Genomic DNA, 25,836 nt, shown 5'->3' with positions numbered 1-25,836 from the left:
TATTTAGATTCCTTGTTGGAAACTAGGTAAATCACCAGCTTTTTTACTTTCCAAAACTTGAGCCTACTACACTCAACTTATAAAAGTCAACTTTTATTCCCAAAAATTACAAAAAACTTTATACAACTAGACTCAAGTTTTGCAATTTAAGCAAAATTAAGGGGAAATTCTGCAAAATTCAATGAGATTCAGTAGCATTCACACGCTGAACTTAAAACGACGCAAAGAATTATCCAGAGCATTGTAGCGCGCCAAAACACCAATAAGCGGCGTGCCAATACCGGTTATGAGTTTGATTGCTTCAGTTGCCATCATTGCACCAACAATAGCCGCAGTCGCGCCCAATACTGCCGATTTTGGCACTTTTTCTTTAGGCGGAGGACAAGGGTACAAGTCGCGCAATCCTGGTCCCTCCCCAGGCATAAAAACGCTTACTTGACCTTCATAATAAAGCACCGATCCGTAAACTTCCGGCGTACCAGCGCTCCAAGCAGCATCCGCAATCAAAAAGCGAGTAGCAAAATTATCGCAACCATCAATTATTAAGTCGTGACTTTCTACAAGTTGCTTTGCGTTGTCTTCATTAAATCTATCTACAAGGTTGATTTTTAAACCCGGAGATAACGCTTGCAGACGCTTAGCCGCAAGTTGCACTTTAGATTTGCCACACTGATCGACAGTATATAAAGTCTGCCTTTGCAAATTAGAAAGCTCAACAACGTCGTCATCACAAATCGTAATTTCGCCAACTCCTGCTGCAGCAAGCGAAAGCAAGCATGGCGAACCAAGTCCACCTGCTCCGACCATGCAGATTTTCGCATCGCGAAGTAACTGCTGATGTTCATGCGTAAAGCCCGGCAGGAGCAAGTGGCGGCTAGTGCGTTCCACCTCAAGCTCCTGCAGGTTGTCGTAAATTTTATTAATCGTCATGTTGAATAATATGCCGAAAAATTACAGTACAAAATTTACAGCACAGAATCAGCCCAAGCGCGGCCCTCAACAGGCGAGGAAGCGAGAGCATGATTTCGCATTGGAATACGTCCAGCGTCGTGAGCAAGCTTTCCAGCAGTTACAGCAGCAGCCATTGCGCGGCCCATCTTCACTGGATCTGGGCAACGAGTTACAGCACTTGCAAGAAGCACGCCGGAGCAGCCGATTTCAAAAGCCTTAACAACGTCGGAAGCAGTGCCAACGCCAGCATCCAAAATCACAGGAACGCCAGCTTCCTTGCATTCTTGGACAATCAGCTCAATATTTTGAGGATTCAAAATACCAAGACCAGTTCCAATTGGAGCACCACCAGGCATAACAGCCTTCACACCAAGCGAAACCAAGCGACGAGCCACAATCGGGTCGTCATTCGTGTAGCAAAGAACGCTAAAGCCTTCTTCAATAAGCTTTTCTGCAGCAAGTAATACTTCACGAGTATCTGGAAGTAAAGTATCGTCGTCTGCAATTACTTCGAGCTTAATCCAGTCAGTTCCAAGCGACTCACGAGCCATTTTTGCTGTAAGCACAGCGTCATGCGCAGTTTTGCAGCCTGCAGTATTTGGCAAAACGTTAATATTGTGACGCTGCAACATGCCGTAAATATCCACGCCTGTTTTTGCGTGACGGCGCATTGCAACCGTAGCCACTTCCGCACCTGAAGCTACAAGTGACTTTTCCATAATGTCAATGCTCGTCATGCCGCCAGTGCCAAGCAAAAGCCTTGAATGTAAAGTCTTACCGCAAAACTGCCAAGTATCGGCACTTTCTTCTGTATTATTTTCTGTCATTTTAAGCCTTTTATTTAAATTTTTTTGAAACTATACTCAAATTATTTGAAATCAGCCGCCTTGAACTGCGCTAAGAATCTCGATTTGATTACCATCACATATGACGGCTGATTCCCATTGTGCGCGAGAAAGCACATCGTCGCCAATTGCGACCGCTATACCAAGTCCTGCATCCGAACCATAACGTTGCGCAATAAGCTGAGCAACAGTTAATCCGTCTTGCGCTTCAACAATTTCACCATTGACTACGATTTGCATAATCTAACCTTTACTAACTAAAAGCTGAATTACTAAAAGTACTTTCTGCATCACACTTACGTCTATATTTGAACGCTTCACACAATTCGCAGCGGAATATAACGAATTCACTGGAATTAGCGATTAAAAGCGAGCAGGATTGCAGCTTTCCAAGAAGCCCTTTTCCTTCTCGGTCAATTCTTGCTCAAGCACAAGCTTTGTAGTCAAAGAAGAACCCAAAGCGGTGAGCAAAATGCCGTGACGGAAGTAACCAGTGGAAATCGTGGTATGCGTCTTAGGATCAATACCAATGAATGGCAAATCGTCCGGAGTTCCAGGGCGGCCGCCAGCGGTAACCTCAGTAATCGAGCATTCCTGAATGCCAGGAAGCACGCTTGCAGCATCGCGAAGTAAGTCGAGTACGCCACCAACCTTTGGAATATCGCGGTCATCTTCGCGAGAAGTAGCGCCAAGCACAAGCTCGCCTGTTTCCTTAGCGCGAGGAACCAAATAAACTGGACGATCATGCACAAATCCACGAACCACAGAGCTCAAAATTGGGCGCAAAGGCTCTGGAATAGTCATACGAATCATATCGCCCCACACAGCGCGAAGCTTAAGCTGAGGAAGCATATCCTTAGCACCCAAGCCGGATGCCAAAACTGTGTCTGGACCCAAATCGTCTGGAGTGCTTGCGCGACGCTCAATAACAACACCGCGCTTTTCGAGTGCATCAATCATTGCTGCAGTGAAAAGACGAGGGTTGATTTGATGGTCGTCCGGCACGCTTACAGCGCCAGCAATAGTTGGCGAAAGAGCAGGCTCAATCTCACGAAGCTTACTCACAGAAATATGCTCAGCTCTACGGCCGTAACGATGCTGCAAGTTTAGCAACTCGTTTACGTGCTCGTTATCTGCAGCGTCACCGCCAATTACGTAAGAGCCGCACTCTAAGTAGCCAGTTGGCTTATCGGTGTACTTTGCAACCGAATCAACCAATTCCTTATACATAGTTGCAGACTCAAACATAAGAGGATACAACGCTTCTTGCTGATATTGCATTTCTGCGGTAGGAGCTAACATGCCAGCAGCATGGTGAGAAGCGCCCGAGACTGGATCTGGATCAATTATGCTAACTTTTACGCCAGCTTCCGTAAGTCTCCACGCTGTTGCTAAACCAATAATACCTGCACCAATAATACGAATATTTCGCATAATACTCCTTCCCTACGGCGGCATTACCCGCATCAGGTTTACGGTCGGCTTTCGCCCTCTCAGCCTGTATAGAACAAGCTCCCGCGTTTCGTAGCTTTGACTTTCAAAACTGCGATTGTAAAGCTGTAATATTGCCAACTTTAGCGATATTACAAACGCTACAGATAGACGCAACGAAAATATGTGATTTTCGTCACACTACCGTGCAGTATTCTAGCACTTCTGTGAAAAATTGGTTAATTGAGATGGCATGTCAAATCGCAAAACTAAGCAATTTCGTTACTGACGCAGTACGGTTTCTGCGCGAGTAACGTATAACTCCGTTTTTTCGTTACTGGCGCAGACAGCGCTCGCGCGGATTACGCTCGCGCGCGAAACTCGCGTTGGAAGTCCACTGGACTTCCAACTTAAGCGAGTTTCCGCTCCGAGTTGCCTTCGCGCGCTACGCTCTATGCGCTCAGGCAGGTCGTCGCGCTCGCGCTGACGGAATTACTCAACCGAGCGCAGCAAAATCTCCTCAAGCGCGTGCTTTACCGAAACAGGCAGTGTGCAACGCCATTGCTCCCACTTAACTACGGAAGGCTGGTCGGTTGCGTAAGCGTTAAGCATATCAACGCTGTTGCGATACTTTTCTGCTTCCGATTCGTTCTCGTATTCAAGAGTTGAGATTTCAGCAATAGCACTTGCACTTCCGCCAGAATCTCGCACTGCATCAAAAGCCATTTCCTTGCCTCTGTACGGCACTTGCGCTTGAAGCAGGAATCGGTAAGCGTCGCCAACTTTAGGGTCGGCAGCGATTTGCAATCCACCGTCAACAATTACGCGAACTTCCGAACGAGCTGGCACGTCTTTCACAGAAACCGACAAGCTCAAAGTCACCTCTTCGCCTTCGTAAGAAACCGCAAACTCGCTTGCGTTAAGCTCTCGGCTCCCAACAAACACGCGCACGTGAGCAAAATCTGCGCAAGCAACTCCTCTAAATACAACGTTCCAGTTGCGTTTTTGCGGCACAGATTCTACGGCAGCATCACATCCTGCAACACCGGAAATAATAAATTGCGAAGAACCATTGCCGTCTCGCCACACAAAATTCATACGTGTATTAGCAGTATTTCCAGCAGACGCGGCAGCAAAATCGCCGTTATCTTCTCGCATCACAAATTCGCCGTCAGCTCCAGGGAATGCAAGAACTCGCAAAGCCCGCGGATTTTCAATGCTATTAACAGATTCAGCGGCCTCAGCACTACGCTCGCAATCTGCAACTTCCGGCAAAACTTGCAGAGGTACAATCGCTCCAGCGCGCGCAAAAGCCGGCACGCGGTCAAGTGAACGCCACGCTTCAAATCTGCGGCCATTCCAGCAGCGAGACACATACCTGCGTCCGTCAAACAAATCGTACCAATCGCCTTCCGGCAACCAAACTCCAGCACATCCGCGCAAAGCAGCCGCATCGTTAGACGAAACAATCGGTGCTACTATAAGCTCGCTTCCAAAACGGTATTCGTTAGGAATTTCGTAAGCCATGCCAACTTCCGGCGACTGCCAGTACATTGGCTCAATAATCGGCCTGCCTTCAAAAGCTGCACGATAATTCATCGTATAAACGTATGGCAAGAGTTCCGCGCGCAATCGAAGCATTTTCACCATTGCTTCGCGAGTTTCCTGAGGGAAATTCCACGGCTCTTTTCCAGCAAACGGTGAGCAAGTCGAGTGCAAACGATTAATAGGACTAAACGCGCCGAAAGCGTACCATCGCGCTTCCAACTCGTTATTTCTAACGCCAAGCATGTGTCCGCCAATATCGTGACTCCACCATCCGTAGCCAATATTTGAAGCTGTAGAAGTGAAGTACGTTTGGAAAGCAAGGGAATCCCAAGTAGTAACGGTATCTCCCGAGAATCCAACTGGGTAGCGATGCGAACCAGGGCCAGCATAACGAGAGAACGTAATAGGCCAGCGACCTTCGCGCGCAGCGTCCTCATAATGCATGTGGTTCAGCATCCAAAGAGGATCCAAGCCAGGCTCGCGCGTCACTCCCCCCTGCTGCCAGTCAATCCACCAAAATCGCACACCTTCATCTTCCATACGATGATGCATGTTGAAGTAAGCCTTCACAAACTGCGGGTTCGTTAAATCAAATTCCACAGCTTTGCCGCTTGCCGGATCAATGCCAGCATCTTGCGCAACTTGCGGATAATCTTTTTCAAACGCACGCACGCCGTCGCGCGGATGCAAGTTCAAAGTTGGAGACAATCCAGCAGCGTTAAGTTTACGCAAAAAAGCACGATGATCCGGGAAAAGTTCCTCGTTCCACGTATAGCCCGTCCAACCGGATCCATACTTCGGATCAACATCAGTCACATGCCAATCCATGTCAATAACAGCCGTGCTAAAAGGTATGCCTTCGCGCTTAAAACGATTATGCAATTGCAAATATTCGTCTTGACGGTAGCGATAGTAGCGGCTCCACCAATTGCTTAGCGCAAAACGTGGCAGCAGCGGCTGAGCGCCCGTAAGCTTATAAAAGTCTTGAATTGCTTGAATATAGCGGTGTCCATAACCGAAGAAATACAAGTCCTTGTATCTGCCTGATTGCTCGCTAACTTTTTGCGCACGCGACTTAACCCAAGCCCCATACGGGTTTGGTTTGCCATTTATTTCCTCAGCCGGAGCAATTTCGCAAGTTGCAGAATCGTCTAAAATAGACCATCCGTCGCGCGAAAGTATTCCTTTACCAAGTTTTACCGGGCCATTCGCCTGATCCAAAGTTCTAAAAGTTCCAAGAAGATTTCCCGGGCACGCGTCGCCGTAATGCCACGTATTAAACTGCGTGCACGGCACTCCGCGCACAACAATACTTAAACCTTCTTTGCTAAAAGCTTCGCAATTATAAGTAAGGTGAAGCTTTTCAGTTTCGACTTCCAGCCATTCATTTTCGTTTGTGCGCGCACTAAATTGCGGCTGAGCGTCCACGCTCTTCTGAGCAAAATTGCGACAAATCACAGTTTGCGTAGGATTGTCAACAAACTTTCCATCATCGCTCCATTCAAGACGAATAAGAGAATCCGTAATAACCGTAATTCGCCACTTTTCGCCCTTAATTACCTGACTATCCTGCGCCTTTGCGTACTGCGAATTTGCAACGTCAGCAAAAATTTGAGATTGCGAATCCGAATACGCCACAGCTTCACCGATAATTTGTGATTTATCTTGCTTGCTCATATTTACTACACTCATAGCAGCACCTTTACTCAGTACGCAATGCCATACTGCAACATTTGTCACACAACACTTGTCATACCACACTTTCGCGCACAACACTTACGTATCTTCTTCACTTATGCGTGTTACTTACCGCTACCAGTGGAAATACCGGCAATAAACTGCTTTTGGAAAATTACGTACACTATAATAACTGGCACAATCGCCAAAGAAGTCGCTGCAAACAAGCCACCATAATCAGTGCCATATCGCCCACTAAATACCTTCAAGCCCACCGCGAGCAGCTGCTTCTTCTCGTCCGAAATCATCAAGAACGGCCACAGATAGTCTTCCCAGTTCCACAAGAAAGTAAAGATGGCAAGCGCCGCAATCGTGTTATGGCTCATAGGAAGGATAATACTGTGGAAAATACGAAAATCAGATGCTCCGTCGAGTTTCGCAGCTTCAATGAGTTCGTCAGAAATGCCTGTTATTGACTGGCGGAAGAGGAAAATACCAAAAGCACTAATTAATCCTGGAACGATTAAGGCTCGGTACGTATCTTGCCAACCGAAACTTGTCATCATATCGTACTGCGGAATAATAGTTACAGCCCACGGAACCATCATGGTACTCATCACTATACCAAAAAGCAAATTACGGCAACGGAAACGCATTTTTGCAAATACATATCCCAACACTGCGCTGGTATAAATGGCAATTACCGTTTTTGCTACAGCAACAAACAACGAGTTGCAGAATAATCTCAAGAAATCAAATTTTTCCTGAATACCAACGTAGTTATCAAACGTACTAGGCATAGGGAATAGTCCACCATCGACGCGAACAATATCACTATTTGGTGCAAATGAAGAAATGAACATCCATACAAATGGAATAATTGTTAGCGCAGAAAGCAGAAAAAGAAAAATAGTAAGAGACCAACTCAACACAGCATGACGAGTGCTGTTTCTTGCGCGGTTACGTAATTTTTTCACAATACCCCCATTAGGCTGCGCCGTAACAACAACTTCCGCCGTTTCCGTTTTATTACTCATACCAACTCACCGTCCTCAGAAGCTTTGAACATGATTATCGTGAGTACGCCAGTAAAGATAAAAAGCACTACGCTCATGGCTGACGCAATACCAAAGTTATACTTTTGGAAGGCTTGATCAAAGATCAAGTAGCTAATAGTGTAAGTTGCTGTTCCTGGGCCACCGTTAGTCATAACCAAAATCTGCACGTAGGCTTGCAGGTAAGCAATCATTGACGTAATCACAATAAATAACGTTGTCGGTTTGAGTAGCGGCAAAGTAATGCGGAAGAATTTTTGCACACTGTTAGCACCATCAATATCGGCTGCTTCATACACGTCTTTGGGAAGGTTCATTAAGCCTGCCAAATATAGCACGGTTGCGTAGCCAAAATCTTTCCAAATGGTCATGATAATAATTGCCGGCATAGCCCAAGTAGAACTGTGCAACCAATTAATATTCAATCCAGTGACTTTATCAATCATGCCAAACTGCGGATCAAACATCCACATCCACACGAAGCTTACTGCCACAAGTGGCGTAATCGTTGGCATATAAAATAGGCCACGCAGCGAATCTTTGCAATGCACGAGCTTGGAGCTGAGCAACATTGCCAAACCCAAACCGAGAACAATGCGGAAAATCACGGATATTGCCATGAAAACAGCTGTATTCCCGATTGACTTCCAGAATAAACCGTCGGTTAAAATCTGCTTGAAATTATCGAACCCAACCCAGTTGTACGTTCCAACCAACGGATTCCACTCGTGGAAGCTGCCGGCAAACGCTTTATAAATAGGATAGGCAAGGAAAATCGCGAAATAAGCAACCAGAAATGTCACTGCCACATTGCGAAAGGAGAAGGTTCGAGACAACGCAGCGGTTACTTTTGCTATACCACCAAATTTTTTCCTCAGAGGAGTTGAATGAGATTTCTGATCTACTTGTTCCATGATTTCCCTTGCCTTACTTGAAAGAACACACTTCAGTTTATGAATCTTTACTTGTGTTCTTTGAAGAATTCATACTTGCTTTCTGCAGACTTAAAGTTGGAATTCTTCATGTCTTTTACCATGGTCGCCTGTGCTTCTTTTACTGCGGAATCAATAGATTGACCATTTTGCATAACGTTTTGGAACGCTGCCTTGCTGCTGGTTTCCACCGTAGAAGGAGTGATGCCTGGCCAAATCAACCTATTCACGCGAGGCTGAATAGCCGCCATTACCGGGGCCTTGAGAATCTCTGGATCGTTCTGTAGCGATTTCTTCGCTGGGAACGAGTTCAGATGTTTCACTGCAGAGCGAATAAAAGCGTCGTTAGCGAGAATGAACTTGATAAAATCTTGTGCCACGGCTTGCTGTTCTTTGCTTTGGTGAGCGTTGATTCCTGGAGTAGATTCGCCGTTGTAGCGATCATAAGCGAATGGCGTTTCTTTCGTGAATGTTGGAGTTGGGAAAATACCGTATTCTACATTCGGATATTTTTCTTTCAGTAGGCCTTCAAGCCAGCCCCAAGCGTATACCATTCCGGATTGTCCGTTGCCAAAACTTTGCGTGTAATCAGTACCGAAGTCTGTTGCAATAACTTTGTCTTTGTCGTACAAATTCTTTAGGAATTGCATGTTTTCGCGCGTAATTTTGTTGTCAAAGTTAGGCTTTTTGCCACTTTTATCGAACGCAAGTTCGCCACGTTGATAGTTCAAGCCTTGGTTGATTGCAGCGTATGCGTCACCATTAACGTTGAAACCGGCTTGTACCATCTTAGAACCGTTCCACTTGGTGAGTTTCTTTGCCACCTCGCGTAACTCCTCCCAAGTCGTAGGAATATCTGCTTCTGTTAAACCGGCTTCTTTCCAAAGCTTTTTATTGTAGTAAATATTGCCGGTATTGATAACCGAGTCAATATACTTTACTTTTCCGTTGGCATCTTCGTGTGCAACAGAGGAGCTGTAGTCAGCTTCCATTGCTGCCTTGTCAACGTTGTAGTCGGCAGAGTATGGGCGTATAAGCTCATCCTTGGAATTGTGAATATTGAACAGAGCCGGACCGCTTTTACCTTTGAGTACTAACGGCAGTTTCGTCCAATAATCGTCCCAAGCAACGTTCTTTGTTTTGAACGTTACGTTAGGGTAGATTTTCGTGTACTGCTTGATCATATCGTAGATTGGGTCGGTACTACTGTCTCCCCAGCTCCAATATTCCAAAGCAATTGGCTTGCCTTGATTAACAAGGTGGTTGGGATCATATTTCAATGCCTCGCCCATTACCGGCAAACCTTTGTCTTTTTTCGTGTCGGTGACACCGGCAGAATTGCTGCCGCATGCGCTAACACTAGCAAGCATGCCTAAAACGGCGACACATGAAATAAACATTTTTCTGATATTCATTGTTACTCCACTTCTTCGTGAAATTAATGGGTAAAATCTATGATATTGCGAAAAGTTTTTACTGGTCAAACAGAAAAAATGTGAATGTAAAGGTTTTCATTTCAAATCCGTTAAACTGCACTATTTTTGCAAAAATAAATACTTTTTTACCCGCGTGTCTAAAAATGTAAACCTTTACATTTATTGTATTTACATAACACTTATATGTTCTTTTTGAAGCGTATATATAACACTCTTCATATTTGAGCAAAAACAAAAGAAACAGAAAGAACAGAAGAAATAAAATGTCAAAAAACAGTATTAGCGATGTAGCTACGCTAGCAGGAGTTTCCATAGCCACTGTCTCTAGAACTTTTGCCCACCCAGACAAAGTAACGCCAGCAACACGAGCAAAAGTTAGGCAAGCAGCAGAACAACTCGACTTTACCGTATCAAGAACCGCAGGATTACTGAAATCAGGTAAATCATACCGCATAGCACTACTCATTGGTAGCAGTCGCATAGAATGGTTTAGCGCTTCTATTATTGAAGGATTAAACGCTACGTTGCACGCAGCCGGATACGATCTAGTAATTTATTCAGTAGATGGTATCGAACAGCGTAAAACTTTCTTCAAAGAACTACCTTTACGCGGTAATACTGATGCCGTAATCGTATCTTCTTTCGATATCAGCAACAATGAGGCAGAGCAGCTTCAACGCATAAAAGTACCTATTGTGGGCATTAATTGTGTAGCGTCTAAAATTCTTTCTGCAGCAATCAGCATTGACGATGCTGCAGGAATTAAACTTGCAGTGCGCCATCTTACTACTTTAGGACACAAAAAAATACTGTATGTTTACGAACATTTTAAGTCACCACTTCGCTTCAGCTCTTCAAGGCGAATCACCAGCTTTGAAACAATATGCAACGATACACCCGGAGTCCAAGGGAAAATCTTACCAATTGACTTTGGAGACAACCCCTTAGATGCCACTATTTCAGAACTATTTTCAAGCAGCAACCCTCCTACTGCACTGTGCTTTCACCAAGATTCCACAGCTATACCATTCCTGTTTCGTTTACAAAAACTAGGCATACGAGTGCCAGAAGATTTGTCTATTATTGGTTTTGACAATAGTACTTTTGCAGAAGCATTAGGCTTAACTACCATTCGACAAAATCCATGTCTGATGGCTCAGCAAGCCGCAAATATTGCTTTAGCACTTATTAACGAGCAGCCAATCACAAGACGCCATATTACAGCTCCGCTTCAGCTTCTAATCCGAAACTCAACTGGTCCTGCCCCAGACATTACATCTGCAAACTGATTAGCGAATCAGATTAGCGAATCAGATTAGAAAACTAGGTTCAAACGCTATGCAAGGCGTAGTACCAAACTCGCTTTATAGCAAACCCTGATTTGCGGTAAAACTCGCCTTACAAACAAATCCAAAAACTGCTACGAAATGTTTTCAACGCAAGAATACTGCAAATAATGCGGCAATGATCAACATCAGCGGATACCACGCATACATAACACAACGGAACGTCGTCGAGTTTTTAGGACCATCACCATAAGGGCTACGATAATGCAACACAGCTACACCAATACCAGGTGTAAGCATCGACATAGCGCCGAACATTCCTGCAGTCATCTCCATAGTAATTTCGCGCTTTTTTAATAATTCAAAAAGAAGTACGAAAATAAGCAAAGTTACGCCGCCGAAGAAAATTCCATGCTGCACAAAAACTTTTCCTATCAAATTCCAAAGAAGACCCGCAATGATAAGCACGGTAATAGCAAAACCTTTACTAAATCCGCTTAAACGTTCCCTAATTGTATCTATACTCGAAAGTACGAATAGGGAAACAACCATTGCAAATACAGGATTTTGCGAACGCATGTCGAACAAACATTTTGAATTCACCAAATCGTATGGAACTTCGCAAACCACTGCTAAAATCAGCAATCTCAACATGTAAAGATTCAAATTATGCGTGTTATGGTATCCGCGTACTAGTATCCACGCATACCATGGCACTGCAGTCCAGCTTATAAATTCACAAACTAATATGACTGTCAATGCAAACATATTATTGGTTACTGTTCCGCCGAACATTCGTGCAATTACTGTGTTACTAAATGCACCTAGCATAAGCATAAAAGCGCCGAGCATTTTGAGTTTATTGAGCGTGATTCCAGTTTTTATGTTACGGTCAGCGCGAATTGGTTTGCCGTTTGCATCAAGCATTTCCTTATTCGCGTTACCGCTATCACGCATTATTGCTTTACCACTATTAATACTCATTGCACGTCCTTGTTTATTTGCGCATACCTAGTTTATATAAATTTTATCCGTAGTCGCGTATCTAACTAACCTGTAATTTACATTCCAAACACTGCAAAACTTTGAGCGCCGAGTGTTAAGCAATCACCATCAACTGATATTTCTCCAATTTTCAGTAATGGATTGTAAGCAGATTCTTGCGTAAGATTCGCTAATGCTTCTAATGAAACTGTTTCACTATTTACACCTGGGTTCATAACCACAATGCTTCGTTCCACAGCTGATTCTCCTGCGTCACCTTTTGCGCAACGCTCGTAAGCAAAGCCGCGCCCGTCAACAGGAGCATACAGCACTCTCCAAGAAGCGTCAGCTTGCAAAGATTTGCGGCTATGACGAAGCGCAATAAGCGAGCGCACCCACGAAAGGAAGGAATCTTCGCAATTAATTTGCGCAGAAACAGTTGGAATTTCACCACTTCCCACTGCTTGTTTTCGAGAATTTGCGCAAGTTCTTCCGTCTGCTCGCGCTTCAACAGGCAAGTATAATTTAGATTTTGCAGCCATTGAGAAGCCAAAATTCTTTGCATCGTCCCATTGCATTGGCGTACGAGTGCCCGTACGAGCGTAGCCGCCTTCTTTTGTTGGGATATCGCGATATTTCATGCCAATTTCGTCGCCATAGTACACGAATGGCACGCCTGGCATAGTGAGTATCATGCCGAAAGCCACGCGACGCTCACGATCGTCAAGACGCGGAGCAAGACGCGGCGTATCGTGATTGCATGTGATGAAACTAAAGTAGCCTTGATTACAGGTTGATTCATACTGCGGGCAGTAGTCGTCCAAGAATGGGCAAATGCTTCCGCCACCGTGCGCATTAAAGTAGCTGTGATCGCGCTCAGAATTGTTATCTAAAGCGTTATCAACGTCACGAAGTAAACGCGCATAACCATTAGGATTGCCATCCCAGCGCCAATTCAAATAGAAGTCCATGTCGAATCCTGCAGTAAGAGCCTGACGCGGTCTGCCCCATTCGGACACAAAAGCAGCCTGCGGATACTCTTCTTTTACAGTGCCAAGCATTTCCTGCCATGCGCGAATTGTATTGTCTTTTCCAAGGCTTCCTTCGCCATTATTGTCATCGTTTTTTACAAGCGAATCAGCCATATCGACTCGGAAGCCATCCGCACCAAGCGAAAGCCAAAATCGCATAATATCAACTATTGCAGCGCGAGTTTTTGCCGCTTCTTTGGAATCTGGAGCGGATTGCCAAGCTCGATCCCTATGTGCAAAACCGTAGTTTAATGCAGGCTGACATTTGAAGAAGTTTAGAATATAAGTGGCGTCACGCTCAGTTTCACCGCCAATAAACGGCATAGAATAGCCGCTAAACGCACTGTCTGTCCAAATATATCGCTTGCTAAACTCGTTTTCTTCAGCTTTCGAACTTTCGCGGAACCATTCATGTTCTTCACTAGTGTGACCTGGCACTAAATCAAGCAATATGCGGATTCCTTGATTGTGAGCTTCACTAAAAAGCTGCTTTAAATCTTCGTTCGTTCCGTAACGCGCAGCTACTTTTTTGTAGTCGCGCACGTCATAGCCCGCATCTTTAAAAGGCGAGTCATAGCAAGGATTAAGCCAAATTGCGTTGCAACCAAGCGATTTTACATAGTCTAACTTTTCGATAATTCCTTGAATATCGCCTATGCCATCGCCATTGGAATCACAAAAACTTTGCGGATAGATTTCGTAAAAAACCGCGTCTTTAAGCCACTGAGCATGATCGTATAATGCCATTATTTCACCCTTCTAGCGTTGTGCTACTTAGTTTACACGCAACCACTTGAAAAAATTTATAGGGTTAAATATACAGATTAACCCGCCACTCATTTGCAAACGACACGATATCCGTGTATACTACACAGTGCTTACGAACGGATTTGTGAGACTTGTGACGCTGCTCTACGCAGCAATCGCGATGTTGCACCACAACGGAGTCCGTTACTACGCCACCAAATGATATGCCAATTTTTGGCATGATATAGGAGGTCAAGGATGACGAATATTAAGAAGATGCTGGGTGCAGGTCTTGCAGTTGCTACTTTGTTTGGATTTGCAGCTTGCGGTTCAAGCACTAACAATAGCACTAAGAAAGCTGCTGATTCAGCACCTGTTCAGCTCACCGTTTGGGGTTCTGCTGACGATCAGAAAGATGGCGGCTGGATTAAGACTGTTGAAGCAGAATTCAAGAAGGAAAATCCAAACGTTACTTTCAAGAACGCTGTTGTTGAACCACCAGACGCTGCTAAGGCTGTTAAGCAGGATGCTAAGGCTGCTGCTGATGTGTTCCTCTTCCCTAACGATCAGCTCGGCGACTTGGTAAAGGCTGGAGCAATCGGCGAATTAAGCGATGACGCCACAAAGCAAGTTAAGGAACAGAACGAAGATACTTTGATTAAGTCTGTTACCGCTCAGGACGGTAAACTTTACGGCGTTCCTTACACCGGCAACACTTGGTTCATGTACTACAACAAGTCCAAGTTCTCCGCTGATGACGTTAAGTCCCTCGACAAGATGCTTGAAAAGGGCAAGGTTTCATTCGATCTTGCTAATGCTTGGTATCTCCCAGGCTTCTACCTCGATGGCAATAGACGCTCTTCGGCGAAAATGGAAACGATGCTAAGGCTGGCATGAAGCTCAGTGATAAGGCTGCTGAAGTTACCAAGTACATTGCAACAAAGCTCGTTGGAAACGAAAAGCACTTCGTACTTGATGGAAATGGTCGCGGCTTGGCTGGCTTGAAGGACGGCTCCGTTGATGCAATGTTCTCCGGTTCTTGGGATGCAGCCAAGGTTAAGGACGCCTTGAAGGATAACTATGCTGCAGCTGCTCTTCCAACCTTCAAGACTGAGTCTGGCGAGCACCAGATGAAGTCCTTCGCTGGTTCTAAGGCTGTTGCTTACAACACCAACACCAAGTCTCCAGAGATGGCTGCTAAGTTCGCTGCATTCTTGGGCTCCAAGAAGTCCCAGCAGATTGCTTTCGAAAAGGAAGGTGCAATTCCTTCTGACAAGTCCCTTGCTGACAGCGTAAAGGCAGAGCCAGCTGCTGTTGCTCAGATGGAAACCATTGCTAAGACTTCTGTCTTGCAGCCAGCAATTCCTGAAATGGGTAAGTTCTGGGATCCAGTTCAAGCATTCGGCACTTCTATCTCCACCGGTAAGATTACTGGCGATAATGCTGCCGCGCAGACCGCAGAATTTGCTAAGGGCTTAGAGAAGTAAGTAAACAAAACTTACTCTAGCCAACAAATCTAAATAGATGCATAAGCAGTGTTTTATGCACTTTGAGTAAAACAATGCGCCCCAGCCCCCGCTCCGGCAAGGGGTGGGGCGCATTGTTTATCTTCTACAAAATAATTTTGTTTACATGAAAGGCATGTCATGACTGGCACGACATCCACAAAGCGAGAAAGACGCCAGAAGAAGACGTCAACTGCAGAACGCTTTGCTCCTTCACCTTATTCACTGAAAGAGGCTGCAAAACATGCGGACATTCTTTCATGGATTTCTGTTGTCATATTTGGCTTTGGCAATTTTGTCCGCAAGCAATACATCAAAGGCGTTATATTCTTAGCGTGCGAAGCAACTTTATTCGTATTCTTATTTACAATTGGATTGGATTATCTTCCAAAACTCAACACTCTTGGCACAGTAGAACAGGGCAGAGTTAAAGTCAACGGATTCTGGCGATACAGTGCAGGCGATAATTCTGTAGAAATTTTACTGTATGGAGTTATGTCGATATTAGCGATTGTATTGCTTGTATATCTGGCAACTCTCGCTCTTCGCAGCGCGTACAAAGCGCAATCTGTAATGGCAGACGGCAAGAAGCCACTTAATTTCATTGATGATGCTAAGACTCTTCTTGACGAAAAAGCACACGTCGGTTTTATGACTCTTCCAACTGCTGGCATTGTGTTATTCACAATTTTGCCATTGTTCTTCATGATTTCTATGGCTTTCACAAGCTATGACGAGAATCATCAACAAAAATTCAGCTGGATTGGGTTAGACGTTTTTTCTCAATTCTTAACCGGAAAAAGTGATTTAATTAAAGCTGACGTATTCTTTGACGTATTAATCTGGACTCTTGTTTGGGCATTCCTTGCAACCTTCCTGAACTTCTTCCTCGGCATGTTCATTGCAATGATAATCAATAGAAAGTCCACTCGTCTTAAGGGATTGTGGCGAACTTGCTTCTCCCTTACAATTGCAGTTCCACAGTTTGTTTCATTGCTTATTATGAACAATATGCTTAGCCAGAACGGTGTTATTAACATTGTCTTTAAGCAAAACGGTTGGATACATCAGGAACTTCCTTTCCTTACGGATGTAACTTGGGCTCGAGTGACGGTAATTCTTATCAATCTTTGGGTTGGTATTCCATTCACCATCATGCAGATTACAGGTATCTTGCAAAACGTTCCTGCAGAACTTTACGAAGCTGCAGAGCTCGATGGCGCAGGTTGGTGGCAACGTTTCATGAACGTCACAATGCCGTACATCATCTTTGTTATGACTCCATATTTGATTACTACCTTTACTGGCAACATCAATAACTTCAACGTTATTTACCTCTTAACAAAAGGTGGTCCAGCAAGTAGCAAAGTCAACAGTGCAGGCGGCACCGACTTGCTTATCACATGGCTCTACAAGTTGACTGTTGACCAGCAAAACTACAACGCAGGTGCAGTAATTGGTATTTTGACATTCATGGTGCTTGCTGTCGTAGCACTGATTACGTATCGCAACTCTGGATCTTACAAGAATGAGGAGGGATTCCGGTGAGTGATAAAACTACAACTAAGAACGAAGAAGCTGTTGTAAAGAGCACTCGTAGTGTTTCTTTCCTTAAAGATCAACATGTCAGAAGAGTAATTGGAGATACTTTCTCACATTTGTTCTTGCTGGTGTTGTCAGTTATTTGGCTGATTCCAATCTTGTGGGTTTTGTTAGAAAGCTTCAACAAGAACACTGGTTCCTATCAGAAAACCTTCTTCCCAACTGAATACTCACTAAATAACTATATAAAGTTATTTACCGATACCGATGACATTAATTTCCCACGAATGTTCCTCAACACTTTGATCGTGTCAATTTTCGTGTGCATTATTTCTTTGGTGTTTGTGTTAGCAGTGTCCTTCTGCATGTCTCGTCTCCGTTTCAAAGGGCGCAAGACATTCATGAATCTTGCTCTGATTCTTGGTATGTTCCCAGGTATCATGGCTGTTATTGCTATCTACTTCATTTTGAAGGCTCTTGGTTTAACAAAAGGTTCGATTGTATTAATCGCACTTATTATCGTTTATTCTGCAGGTAGCGGTGCTGGCTTCTACATTATGAAGGGCTACATGGATACTATTCCAAAGTCTTTGGATGAAGCTGCATACTTGGATGGATGCACAAAGTGGCAAGTATTCTGGAAGATTATTGTTCCAATCTGCAAGCCTATGATTGTATTCCAAGCAATTACTGGATTCTTGGGACCATGGCTAGACTTCGTTATGGTGAAGACAGTAGTGAGAGACAATAAGGAAAACTACACAGTTGCTTACGGATTAATGGAGATGCTTACCAAAAAGTATCTACCTGATTGGTACGCTGCATTCGCGGCAGGTGCTGTGTGCATTTCCATACCAATCGTAATCCTGTTCATTATTATGCAGCGCTTCTACGAAGAGTCCATGTCTGGCTCCGTTAAAGGCTGATAATTTACAGGATATAAATCTACTGAAGGCTGAGACGCTTTCGAGCGTTTCAGCCTTCTCTTTCGCTAGACAACACGAACACATAAAAAATAAAAAATAACTTAACACACTCGCCGTTTGACTTAATACGATAATGGCTATCGCATAAACCCTACCGTGTTTAGCCAAATAGTGCCGCAAAACATAAAAAACTTGATAACAGAACAATAAGTAAATAATAAAATTTAAAAACTGTATAATTACTAATACGATTAAATAATTTAGAAAATTTAGACAATTCGCAAAATAGCGAAGGAAGAAGGATACCCTATATGACGACTCCATCTTCGGCAACATGGCCTGTATACGAAGGACCTCTTGGATTTACTTTAAACGCTAAATCTACAACATTTACTGTATGGGCACCAACTGCACAGAATGTGACGTTAAGACTTTTTGAAACCGGAAACAACAGTGAGCCAATTCAAACACACGAATTGAAACCGTTGCATGACGGAGCTTGGCGGATTAATTTCCGTAAGCGTTTAGACGGCATATACTACGATTATCTTGTTACTTTCCAAGATGGCACAGTAAATCGAACTAGTGACCCTTGGGGTGTAGCAAGCGGTGTAAATGGTGAGCGCAGCCTTGTCATAGACGATGAGCGAGTGTCTCCTGCCAATTGGCATAAAGATAAGTCTCCTAAGTTTGTGCGTCATGCAATGGTTGTGTGGGAAACGCATGTTGCAGATTTCAGCAGCAATCCTAATGGCGGCTTTAAGCCAGAGCATAGAGGCCAATATCTCGCTTTTACTGATGAACATACATCTTTGCAAAATCCAGATTCTTCTGAATGCAACTTCCCTACTGGCTTGGATTATTTAAAGCAGCTTGGCATTACTCATGTGCAACTCGAACCTATTTACGATTTTGCAACAGTTGACGAATCCGCAATCGACAATGCGCGCAAAAACGGTGCTTCAGCAGAAGAATTAGATTCTCTATACAACTGGGGTTATGATCCTCACGCTTACAACGTTCCTGAAGGTGCTTATTCTAGCAATCCTTACGACGGCACTGCGCGAATTCGCGAATGCAAAGCAATGATTGCGGCATTACATGCTAATGGCCAACGCGTAATTATGGATGTTGTTTATAATCACATGTACAAGTCTGCAGAAAACGCTTTCGAATGCATGGCTCCTGGGTATTTCTGCAGGCGAGACTCTGACGGATCTTTTGCTAACGGCTCTGGCTGTGGAAATGAAATGGCTTCTGAACATCCTATGTTCCGCAGGTTTATTATTGAATCTTTGCTGCATTGGGCACGCTGCTATCACATTGATGGCTTCCGTTTTGATCTTATGGGATTGACTGATACTGAAACCTTAAATCAGGCACGAGCTGCATTAGATGAGCTTCCTGGCGGTAAAGATATTGTTATGTATGGAGAACCGTGGAGTGCTTCGGACCCTGCTGTTGATGAAAAAGTTCCGATGGGAGATAAAGACGGCAGAAGCACTCTTAACGAGCGCATAGGCTGGTTTAGTGACGAGTCTCGCGATTCCCTCAAAGGCAACGTCATGAACCATCTCGACCGCGGGTATGTAAATGGCAATGAGCTCTGGTGCTCAGATGCGGCTCGCCAAACTCTTAATGCATGGCGTGATACTCCTTCTGCAGGTAAAGAAGTTGGACAGATTGTTCAATATACTTCTGCTCACGACGATTTGACTTTCTGGGATAAGCTTTGTATCTCTATGCGCGAGAATGCTAGCGATTTTGAGTTTGACGCTCAAGATGCACAACAAGTTGCGGATATTTTGAACGCTAATATGTTTGCAGCTGGAATTGTTTTGTGCTCTGCAGGCACGCCGTTTATGCTAAGCGGAGAAGAGTTTGGACGTACTAAGCACGGTTGCGATAATTCTTATAATCGCGGTGTACTAATGAACCAGCTTGACTGGGCGCGCGCTGAACGTTTCAATCCGCTTGTTCAATGGTATCGTGCACTTATAAAGCTTCGCGCTGAATATAGCTCATTGTATGATGGCAAACGCAAACAACTTGAAACGTCTAACCATACTGTTTTGGCTACGCGCATTGGCAATAATTTAATTGTTTGCGCAAATCCTATGTATCATGAAGATGCAACTATTCAGCTACCTGCTATTCATAGCGCAAAGGCTCAAGAGTGGCATTGCGTACTTAATTCAAGTGATTATTTTGCTAAGTGGACTGGAAAACAACCTGACACCGCGGTAAATATTACAACTGAAAAAAGCGCTGCTACCCTACACTTGCCTATCAGAACTTTTGTTGTGCTTAGCAACAAGTAATTGCGTTTTAGTAAGTAAAAAAATAATAAACTGTCAGACGATTGCAACTAAACATGAGTAATCACAACACTTGTGTTTAGTTGCAATTACTTATAAAAACTAGCAAATATGTCGCAACGCTAATTTGCAAACGATGTCAGGTATTTATATAATTGACAGGCAGGGTGTATTTCAATCCAGAGATGTATTGATTTACACGCTATCGCCATAGTTGCACATTTGGCACGCTTACGACGATGTTAGGAATGTGCCAAATCATAAAGTAGAAGGAGCACCATGACAACAACAGCTACTGGCAAAGCTGATGCTGATAAGCCTATGGAAGAAAGCGCAGAACGTCTTGCACGTCCACTTATTAAGCTTGCTAAGGCGTGCGGCGTTGCCACTTTTTATATTGATCAGCAAGGAAGCTACACCGAAATTACAGATGAAGCATTAGTTGGAGTACTTGATGCATTAGGCATGCCTGCCGACACTCAAGACAATATTGCAATTTCATACGAGAAGGTTCAGCGCAAACGCTCTAGCGAGTTATTGCCACCAACTGTCGTTTCGTTTAATGGCGCAAAAACTTGCGTACCAATTCACGCAGGAGATGCCAAAAAAGAGCAAATTCACATTTCTCTTACACTCGAAGATGGAACAGATTATGAAGACTCGTTAGGCGATATTCAATCCGAAGACGATGGAGACTTGTTCATTGAACTTCCGGATGATTTGCCAATGGGCTACCACACTTTGCATGCCAAAGTAATCAGCGCGAATGGCGAGACGGCTCAACATGCTGATGTCACATTGATTGCCGCACCTGCGCGTATTCCATTGCCTGAAAGCGTTAAGCAAAAGCACCGTTGGGGATTCATGACGCAAATGTATTCTGTGCGTTCAAAAGATTCTTGGGGAATTGGCGATTATGGCGATTTGCGTCGCCTACTTAAGGATGCTGGAGAAATCGGCAAGGCTGATTTTATGCTGATTAATCCAATTCATGCGTGCGCTCCAGTAACACCTCTTGAGCCTTCACCGTACTTACCTGAGTCTCGTAGGTTCTTGAATGTCACTTATATTCGTCCGCAAGATATTCCGGAATATGCTGAATTAAGTGGTGAAGATCTTGCTAAAGTAGAGCAATTGCATGAGTCTATTGCTCCTCAAAACAATAATCCAAATCCTATAGATATCAACGCTGCATGGGATGCCAAGCTTCCTGCGTTGCGTATTATTTTCAAGCAACCTCGTTCTACCGAGCGCGAGCGCGAGTTTAGTGAGTTTAAGCATCGTTCTGGTGAAGATCTTGACGCCTTTGCAACTTGGTGTGTTGCGTTTGAGGTTTGGGGTGCTCCTTGGGGCGAGAATTTGTGGTTTGACACTACAGGCAAAGGCACTCCGCAAATTGAGCGACTTAAGCGCGAACATGCTGACTTGTTTGAGTTCCATCGTTGGCTTCAGTGGATTGCTGATGAGCAAGTTGCTACAGCTCACGCTGAAGCTAAAGCTGCTGGTATGGCAATTGGTCTTATGCAAGACATGGCAGTTGGCGTACACGGCTACGGTGCTGACGTTTGGTGGAGTCCGGAACGATTTGCTAATGGTGTAAGCGTTGGTGCTCCTCCTGATTTCTATAACCAGCAAGGTCAGGATTGGGGTCAACCTCCATTCGATCCAAATTATTTGGATGAAACTGGCTATATTGCTTACCGAGACATGGTTCATAACGTGTTCTTGCATGCAGGAGCTGCTCGTATTGATCACGTTCTTGGATTGTTCCGCTTGTGGTGGATTCCACAAGGACAGGGTGCTAGAAACGGCGCGTATGTGTACTACAATGTAGATGCAATGCTCGCAGTTCTCACTATTGAAGCAACTCGCGCAGGCGGTGTTGTTATTGGCGAAGATTTGGGCACTGTGCCGAAGTATGTTTCTAAGGTTCTTGCATCTCATGGCGTGCTTGGCACTGTTGTTGAGTGGTTCACCCACGACGACGAAGCTGAAGCCGCTACTAAGAAGGCTGGAAAGAAGCAAATTATTTTTGCTAATCCGTCTACATATCGAGAGTATGCTCTTGCTTCCGTTACTACGCACGATATGCCACCTACAGCTGGTTATCTTGCCTTTGAGCATGTCAAGCTTCGCGAGCAACTTCATCTGCTTACAGACTCCGTAGAAACGTTCCAGGAGGCTGCTCAAGCTGAACGCGATGCAATGATGAAGATGCTTCTTGAGAACGGTTGGATTAGCAAAGATGCTGCTGAGGATGTTGAAGGTCATGCACAAGAAATTGTGGAAGCTATGCATGCAATTATGCTCACTTCCCCATCTTTGCTTTTGCAAGTAGCTTTGGTTGATGCTGTCGGCGAGAAGCGTTCACAGAATCAGCCTGGAACTAGTACAGAGTATCCAAACTGGCGTATTCCACTTGCTGATGCTGATGGTCGTGTAGTTCACACCGATGAAGTATTTAAGTCACCACGAGTGCTATCTATGACGGCAGTTATGCGCGGCGAAAATACACGGAAGCATGTATAATTTAATAGTTGGTTTACCGATGAACTGACTCTATTCCCCCCCTCGTAAGGAATATGATTTGCATAGTAGCAAATCAAAATATTTCTTACATGATGTCCTATGTGAGGCGAGCATCTATAATAGTGCTCGCCTCATTAATTATGGGGTTATGGGGGTTATGGAGTAAGAAGCAAACCCCCTGTCTCAACACCGTTACTCGCGCAGTACGTAATCTGCGTCAATAACACAAATAAGCAGCAACACTCGCGCGCTAAATCGCAGCGCTCAAGCAGGTCATCAGCGCACACCAGTCACAACCTAATTTCTAAAGCACAGCCACACAAACCTGCCCTGCCTTCGTCTTTATTGACGAAGGCAGACCCCGCTTGCGTTGAAAGCACACCGTGCTTTCAACCCTAAGCAAGCTCGGCACTCCGAGTTGCTTTCGCGCGCACAATGCTGCGCTCAAGCAGGTCGTCACGCCATAACGCAGAAATTACTTCTTAATATACTTTGCAAATACACGCTCTAAAATCGGAGTATGCAGCATAATAAGCGATCCCCAACCAATGAATACCAACAAAGGCAAACCCTGCGGCAAATATACGATTGATGCAAATATTAACACAATAAACACTATATCTAGCAGTGTCATTATAAGAGTTTCTTTCCAATACGAAATACCAAAAATAAGAGAATTAACCACTGTTTTATCAATTGAATTTTTAAAACGCGCTTGTAGTGCAAACACCCATTCGGCAACAATAACCCACAATATGCTTAGAATAAATTTAATAATTAAAAGTGGAGTAGACCACACGCAAAGCCATAGCCAAATAATAGCAAGCAAAACTGGTCCCATTACAGCCCAAATAATAGTAGATTCCAGAAAATTGCTAGCAAACGCGCGAAAATAAGCTGCAGTAATATGTCCTTCACCTTGCTCTGTACGTCTTGCAGCATCATGACCAGCACAAAGAGAAGCGCCGATAGTAATTAAAGGAAAGCTTGTTAAAATCATCAATATTGTAAGCCACACGGCATCAGCAAATGTTTCCATGCTTTGCGCAAACTTTGAATCTGGGCTTCCAAACGAGAAAATCATTCTATACTATCTCCTGGTTTTATGACGCAATTCCTATGCTTTACTATCTATAGATACTCTAATAACGAACTCTACCACCTAATTACAAACTAACGTAACTATTAAAAATAATGGCGGCGTGCACAAACGTAATAGTATGCACACACCGCCGCTTTCACTGCCACCTGAATTTTGGAGGAGAATTAATTTATCCCTTTACTGCACCAGACATAACACCTTTAATAATGTACTTCTGGCAGATGAGGTAGAAGATTATGATTGGAACAATTGCCATAACCAAGCAGCCCATCATTGCGCCCATCTCGACAGATCCATAGCCGCCCTTCAAATACTGAACAGCTATAGAAATAGTCTTATACTTGTTGAGATCGAGCGTCAAGAATGGAAGCAGGAAGTCATTCCAAATCCACATTGCCTGCAAGATTGAAACCGAAATAATAGCAGGTCGCATAATCGGCACAATAATCTGGAAGAATATACGTGGTACAGAAGCACCATCAATCATTGCAGACTCTTCGAGTTCTTGCGGAATACCCTTAATCACACCAGTGAAAATAAACACTGCAAGTCCTGCACCAAAGCCTAAGTAAATAATCCACAATCCCCATGGAGTATTCAACTTTAAAGTGTTCGTAATGTAAGCAAGGGTGTACATAACCATCTGGAATGGCACAATCATGTTAAACAGGAACAAAACGTATAGAAGTTTTGCTGCCCAATTGTTCACACGAACAATCCACCATGCACACATTGACGTGCACAGAAGAATGAGAATCACAGAACCAACAGTTACAACAATGGTCCAGAGGAAACTCATCGGAAAATCAGTACGATTTGAGCCTAATACGTAGTTAGACATTCCAACAAACGATTTTGAACTAAAAGTAAAAGGATTGCTGGCAATATCAACCTTAGACTTGAAAGAATTCAGCACTACTAAAGCTATAGGAAAAATCCATAACAAGCTTATAAGAGTGAACAGCACCGTCCATAACGCAGGATGCTTTGTTTTCTCGTTCATGCCGCTACCTCCTTTGACCTAGTGAGCATATTCTGAACCATAGCAATAACAGCCACAACAATGAAGAACATGACTGCCTGAGCCTGGCCAACGCCTTCACATCTTGGAGTAGTGAAAGTTCTATAAATATTAAGAGCTAACATCTCTGTTTTCCTTGACGGACCACCGTTAGTTAATGCGAAGTTCTGATCGAAAAGCTTGAAGCCGTTGGTAATTGTTAAGAATGTGCAAACAGTAATAGAAGGCATCATCAATGGAATAGTAATCTTGAATAAAGTCTGCCTTGGGCTTGCACCATCGACAGCAGCTGCTTCCATAACATCTCCTGGAAGAGCCTGCATTCCTGCGATATAAATAATCATCATATAGCCAATTTGCTGCCAGCAAACAACAATCACAAGACCCCAGAAACCGAATACTTCAGAGAACGTAATCGTACGATTGAAGTAGCCGAGTATACCATTTAACAAGAGCTGCCAAATATAGCTTAAAACGATACCGCCAATAAGATTTGGCATAAAGAACACGGCTCTGAATATCGTCGTGCCCTTGAACTTCTTAGTAAGCATGTACGCAATTGCAAAAGCAATAACATTAATAATTATTGTTGTAATAACTGCAAAAAGCGTTGTGAACAAAAACGAATAAACAAGATGCGGATCTTTTAAAGCTCTATAGTAGTTACGAAAACCCACAAACTTACCATCAGTCACAGTAGTGAATTTTCTAAAGCTCAAGTACACACCCATAATAAATGGCACTAAGAAGCCAACAATAAACGCAGCAAACGTTGGCAGCGCAAATAACCACCACCATTTACGTATTGCTTTTCCGCTCATACTAATCATGACTCGTCACTTTCTCCTCCTTGAGCGCGACATCCACGTAGACATCGCTGTCCCGAACCAATAACTTCATTCTACTACATGAATTAGCTATGTCAAACGTTGTCATTTTCGATATGTCACTTCAAACAAATATCAGAATT

The 25,836-nt window shown here is 43.9% G+C and carries 18 protein-coding genes and 1 pseudogene; 6 read left to right on the top strand and 13 right to left on the bottom strand.

Features of this window, described 5'->3' with window-relative positions:
* Nucleotides 1-198 precede the first annotated feature (198 nt).
* The 8 genes from HXT48_RS00815 to HXT48_RS00780 form a co-directional block, all read right to left on the bottom strand.
* Entirely contained in the window at nt 199-930 is a 732-nt protein-coding gene (locus HXT48_RS00815; RefSeq protein ID WP_012914521.1) for a HesA/MoeB/ThiF family protein, read from the bottom strand.
* 35 nt (nt 931-965) lie between these two features.
* Nucleotides 966-1,778, bottom strand: a complete 813-nt coding sequence (locus HXT48_RS00810) for a thiazole synthase (protein WP_012914522.1) — start codon at nt 1,776-1,778, stop codon at nt 966-968.
* 51 nt (nt 1,779-1,829) lie between these two features.
* On the bottom strand, nt 1,830-2,036 hold the full coding sequence (gene thiS / locus HXT48_RS00805) for a sulfur carrier protein ThiS (protein WP_004108127.1): 207 nt from the start codon (nt 2,034-2,036) through the stop codon (nt 1,830-1,832).
* Nucleotides 2,037-2,159: 123 nt separating this feature from the next.
* Complete coding sequence (gene thiO, locus HXT48_RS00800) at nt 2,160-3,230, bottom strand: glycine oxidase ThiO (RefSeq protein ID WP_004104781.1); 1,071 nt, start codon at nt 3,228-3,230, stop codon at nt 2,160-2,162.
* Between the two features lie 489 nt (nt 3,231-3,719).
* Nucleotides 3,720-6,452 (bottom strand): TIM-barrel domain-containing protein, encoded by a 2,733-nt coding sequence (locus tag HXT48_RS00795; protein ID WP_421793187.1) that lies wholly within the window; start codon nt 6,450-6,452, stop codon nt 3,720-3,722.
* Between the two features lie 125 nt (nt 6,453-6,577).
* On the bottom strand, nt 6,578-7,489 hold the full coding sequence (locus HXT48_RS00790) for a carbohydrate ABC transporter permease (protein ID WP_012914524.1): 912 nt from the start codon (nt 7,487-7,489) through the stop codon (nt 6,578-6,580).
* Nucleotides 7,486-8,421 (bottom strand): carbohydrate ABC transporter permease, encoded by a 936-nt coding sequence (locus tag HXT48_RS00785; RefSeq protein ID WP_012914525.1) that lies wholly within the window; start codon nt 8,419-8,421, stop codon nt 7,486-7,488. The genes HXT48_RS00790 and HXT48_RS00785 overlap by 4 nt, the downstream gene beginning before the upstream one ends.
* A 47-nt stretch (nt 8,422-8,468) precedes the next feature.
* Complete coding sequence (locus HXT48_RS00780; RefSeq protein ID WP_012914526.1) at nt 8,469-9,854, bottom strand: extracellular solute-binding protein; 1,386 nt, start codon at nt 9,852-9,854, stop codon at nt 8,469-8,471.
* A 284-nt stretch (nt 9,855-10,138) separates the two neighbouring features.
* On the opposite strand from HXT48_RS00780, the gene HXT48_RS00775 reads away from it, so the two are divergent.
* Complete coding sequence (locus HXT48_RS00775; RefSeq protein WP_012914527.1) at nt 10,139-11,164, top strand: LacI family DNA-binding transcriptional regulator; 1,026 nt, start codon at nt 10,139-10,141, stop codon at nt 11,162-11,164.
* 144 nt (nt 11,165-11,308) lie between these two features.
* Here the strand turns inward: HXT48_RS00775 and HXT48_RS00770 are convergent, their stop codons facing one another.
* Nucleotides 11,309-12,145 carry a TraX family protein gene (locus tag HXT48_RS00770; RefSeq protein WP_012914528.1) on the bottom strand — a complete coding sequence of 279 codons (837 nt, stop codon included), beginning with the start codon at nt 12,143-12,145 and terminating at the stop codon, nt 11,309-11,311.
* Between the two features lie 77 nt (nt 12,146-12,222).
* Nucleotides 12,223-13,923, bottom strand: coding sequence for an alpha-amylase family glycosyl hydrolase (locus HXT48_RS00765; RefSeq protein WP_421793087.1), 1,701 nt, complete (start codon nt 13,921-13,923; stop codon nt 12,223-12,225).
* Between the two features lie 258 nt (nt 13,924-14,181).
* Here HXT48_RS00765 and HXT48_RS00760 point away from each other — a divergent pair.
* From HXT48_RS00760 to malQ, 5 genes and pseudogenes are all read left to right on the top strand, one after another.
* A pseudogene (locus HXT48_RS00760) lies at nt 14,182-15,410 on the top strand (extracellular solute-binding protein).
* 159 nt (nt 15,411-15,569) lie between these two features.
* Nucleotides 15,570-16,976, top strand: a complete 1,407-nt coding sequence (locus HXT48_RS00755) for a carbohydrate ABC transporter permease (RefSeq protein WP_064621646.1) — start codon at nt 15,570-15,572, stop codon at nt 16,974-16,976.
* Nucleotides 16,973-17,896, top strand: a complete 924-nt coding sequence (locus HXT48_RS00750) for a sugar ABC transporter permease (protein ID WP_004104797.1) — start codon at nt 16,973-16,975, stop codon at nt 17,894-17,896. The genes HXT48_RS00755 and HXT48_RS00750 overlap by 4 nt, the downstream gene beginning before the upstream one ends.
* Before the next feature lie 311 nt (nt 17,897-18,207).
* Entirely contained in the window at nt 18,208-20,217 is a 2,010-nt protein-coding gene (gene pulA, locus HXT48_RS00745; protein WP_004108138.1) for a type I pullulanase, read from the top strand.
* 276 nt (nt 20,218-20,493) lie between these two features.
* Nucleotides 20,494-22,743, top strand: coding sequence for a 4-alpha-glucanotransferase (gene malQ, locus HXT48_RS00740; protein WP_004108143.1), 2,250 nt, complete (start codon nt 20,494-20,496; stop codon nt 22,741-22,743).
* Nucleotides 22,744-23,218: 475 nt separating this feature from the next.
* Here the strand turns inward: malQ and HXT48_RS00735 are convergent, their stop codons facing one another.
* From HXT48_RS00735 to HXT48_RS00725, 3 genes are all read right to left on the bottom strand, one after another.
* Nucleotides 23,219-23,827 carry a DUF624 domain-containing protein gene (locus HXT48_RS00735; RefSeq protein ID WP_119522954.1) on the bottom strand — a complete coding sequence of 203 codons (609 nt, stop codon included), beginning with the start codon at nt 23,825-23,827 and terminating at the stop codon, nt 23,219-23,221.
* Between the two features lie 187 nt (nt 23,828-24,014).
* Nucleotides 24,015-24,848, bottom strand: a complete 834-nt coding sequence (locus HXT48_RS00730) for a carbohydrate ABC transporter permease (protein ID WP_004104804.1) — start codon at nt 24,846-24,848, stop codon at nt 24,015-24,017.
* Entirely contained in the window at nt 24,845-25,696 is an 852-nt protein-coding gene (locus HXT48_RS00725; protein WP_004108156.1) for a carbohydrate ABC transporter permease, read from the bottom strand. The genes HXT48_RS00730 and HXT48_RS00725 overlap by 4 nt, the downstream gene beginning before the upstream one ends.
* Nucleotides 25,697-25,836 lie beyond the last annotated feature (140 nt).

Source organism: Gardnerella sp. KA00127, from assembly GCF_049244125.1.
Taxonomy (GTDB): Bacteria; Actinomycetota; Actinomycetes; order Actinomycetales; family Bifidobacteriaceae; genus Bifidobacterium; species Bifidobacterium swidsinskii.
Note: the sequence above shows the minus strand (reverse complement) of the source record. Positions and strands in the feature narration are given on the sequence as shown.

What these genes read in the sequence shown, in the direction of transcription:
- HXT48_RS00815 (WP_012914521.1), bottom strand. Translation starts at nt 930, where the DNA reads ATGACGATTAATAAAATTTACGACAACCTGCAGGAGCTTGAGGTGGAA.
- HXT48_RS00810 (WP_012914522.1), bottom strand. Translation starts at nt 1,778, where the DNA reads ATGACAGAAAATAATACAGAAGAAAGTGCCGATACTTGGCAGTTTTGC.
- thiS (WP_004108127.1), bottom strand. Translation starts at nt 2,036, where the DNA reads ATGCAAATCGTAGTCAATGGTGAAATTGTTGAAGCGCAAGACGGATTA.
- thiO (WP_004104781.1), bottom strand. Translation starts at nt 3,230, where the DNA reads ATGCGAAATATTCGTATTATTGGTGCAGGTATTATTGGTTTAGCAACA.
- HXT48_RS00795 (WP_421793187.1), bottom strand. Translation starts at nt 6,452, where the DNA reads ATGAGCAAGCAAGATAAATCACAAATTATCGGTGAAGCTGTGGCGTAT.
- HXT48_RS00790 (WP_012914524.1), bottom strand. Translation starts at nt 7,489, where the DNA reads ATGAGTAATAAAACGGAAACGGCGGAAGTTGTTGTTACGGCGCAGCCT.
- HXT48_RS00785 (WP_012914525.1), bottom strand. Translation starts at nt 8,421, where the DNA reads ATGGAACAAGTAGATCAGAAATCTCATTCAACTCCTCTGAGGAAAAAA.
- HXT48_RS00780 (WP_012914526.1), bottom strand. Translation starts at nt 9,854, where the DNA reads ATGAATATCAGAAAAATGTTTATTTCATGTGTCGCCGTTTTAGGCATG.
- HXT48_RS00775 (WP_012914527.1), top strand. Translation starts at nt 10,139, where the DNA reads ATGTCAAAAAACAGTATTAGCGATGTAGCTACGCTAGCAGGAGTTTCC.
- HXT48_RS00770 (WP_012914528.1), bottom strand. Translation starts at nt 12,145, where the DNA reads ATGAGTATTAATAGTGGTAAAGCAATAATGCGTGATAGCGGTAACGCG.
- HXT48_RS00765 (WP_421793087.1), bottom strand. Translation starts at nt 13,923, where the DNA reads ATGGCATTATACGATCATGCTCAGTGGCTTAAAGACGCGGTTTTTTAC.
- HXT48_RS00755 (WP_064621646.1), top strand. Translation starts at nt 15,570, where the DNA reads ATGACTGGCACGACATCCACAAAGCGAGAAAGACGCCAGAAGAAGACG.
- pulA (WP_004108138.1), top strand. Translation starts at nt 18,208, where the DNA reads ATGACGACTCCATCTTCGGCAACATGGCCTGTATACGAAGGACCTCTT.
- malQ (WP_004108143.1), top strand. Translation starts at nt 20,494, where the DNA reads ATGACAACAACAGCTACTGGCAAAGCTGATGCTGATAAGCCTATGGAA.
- HXT48_RS00735 (WP_119522954.1), bottom strand. Translation starts at nt 23,827, where the DNA reads ATGATTTTCTCGTTTGGAAGCCCAGATTCAAAGTTTGCGCAAAGCATG.
- HXT48_RS00730 (WP_004104804.1), bottom strand. Translation starts at nt 24,848, where the DNA reads ATGAACGAGAAAACAAAGCATCCTGCGTTATGGACGGTGCTGTTCACT.
- HXT48_RS00725 (WP_004108156.1), bottom strand. Translation starts at nt 25,696, where the DNA reads ATGATTAGTATGAGCGGAAAAGCAATACGTAAATGGTGGTGGTTATTT.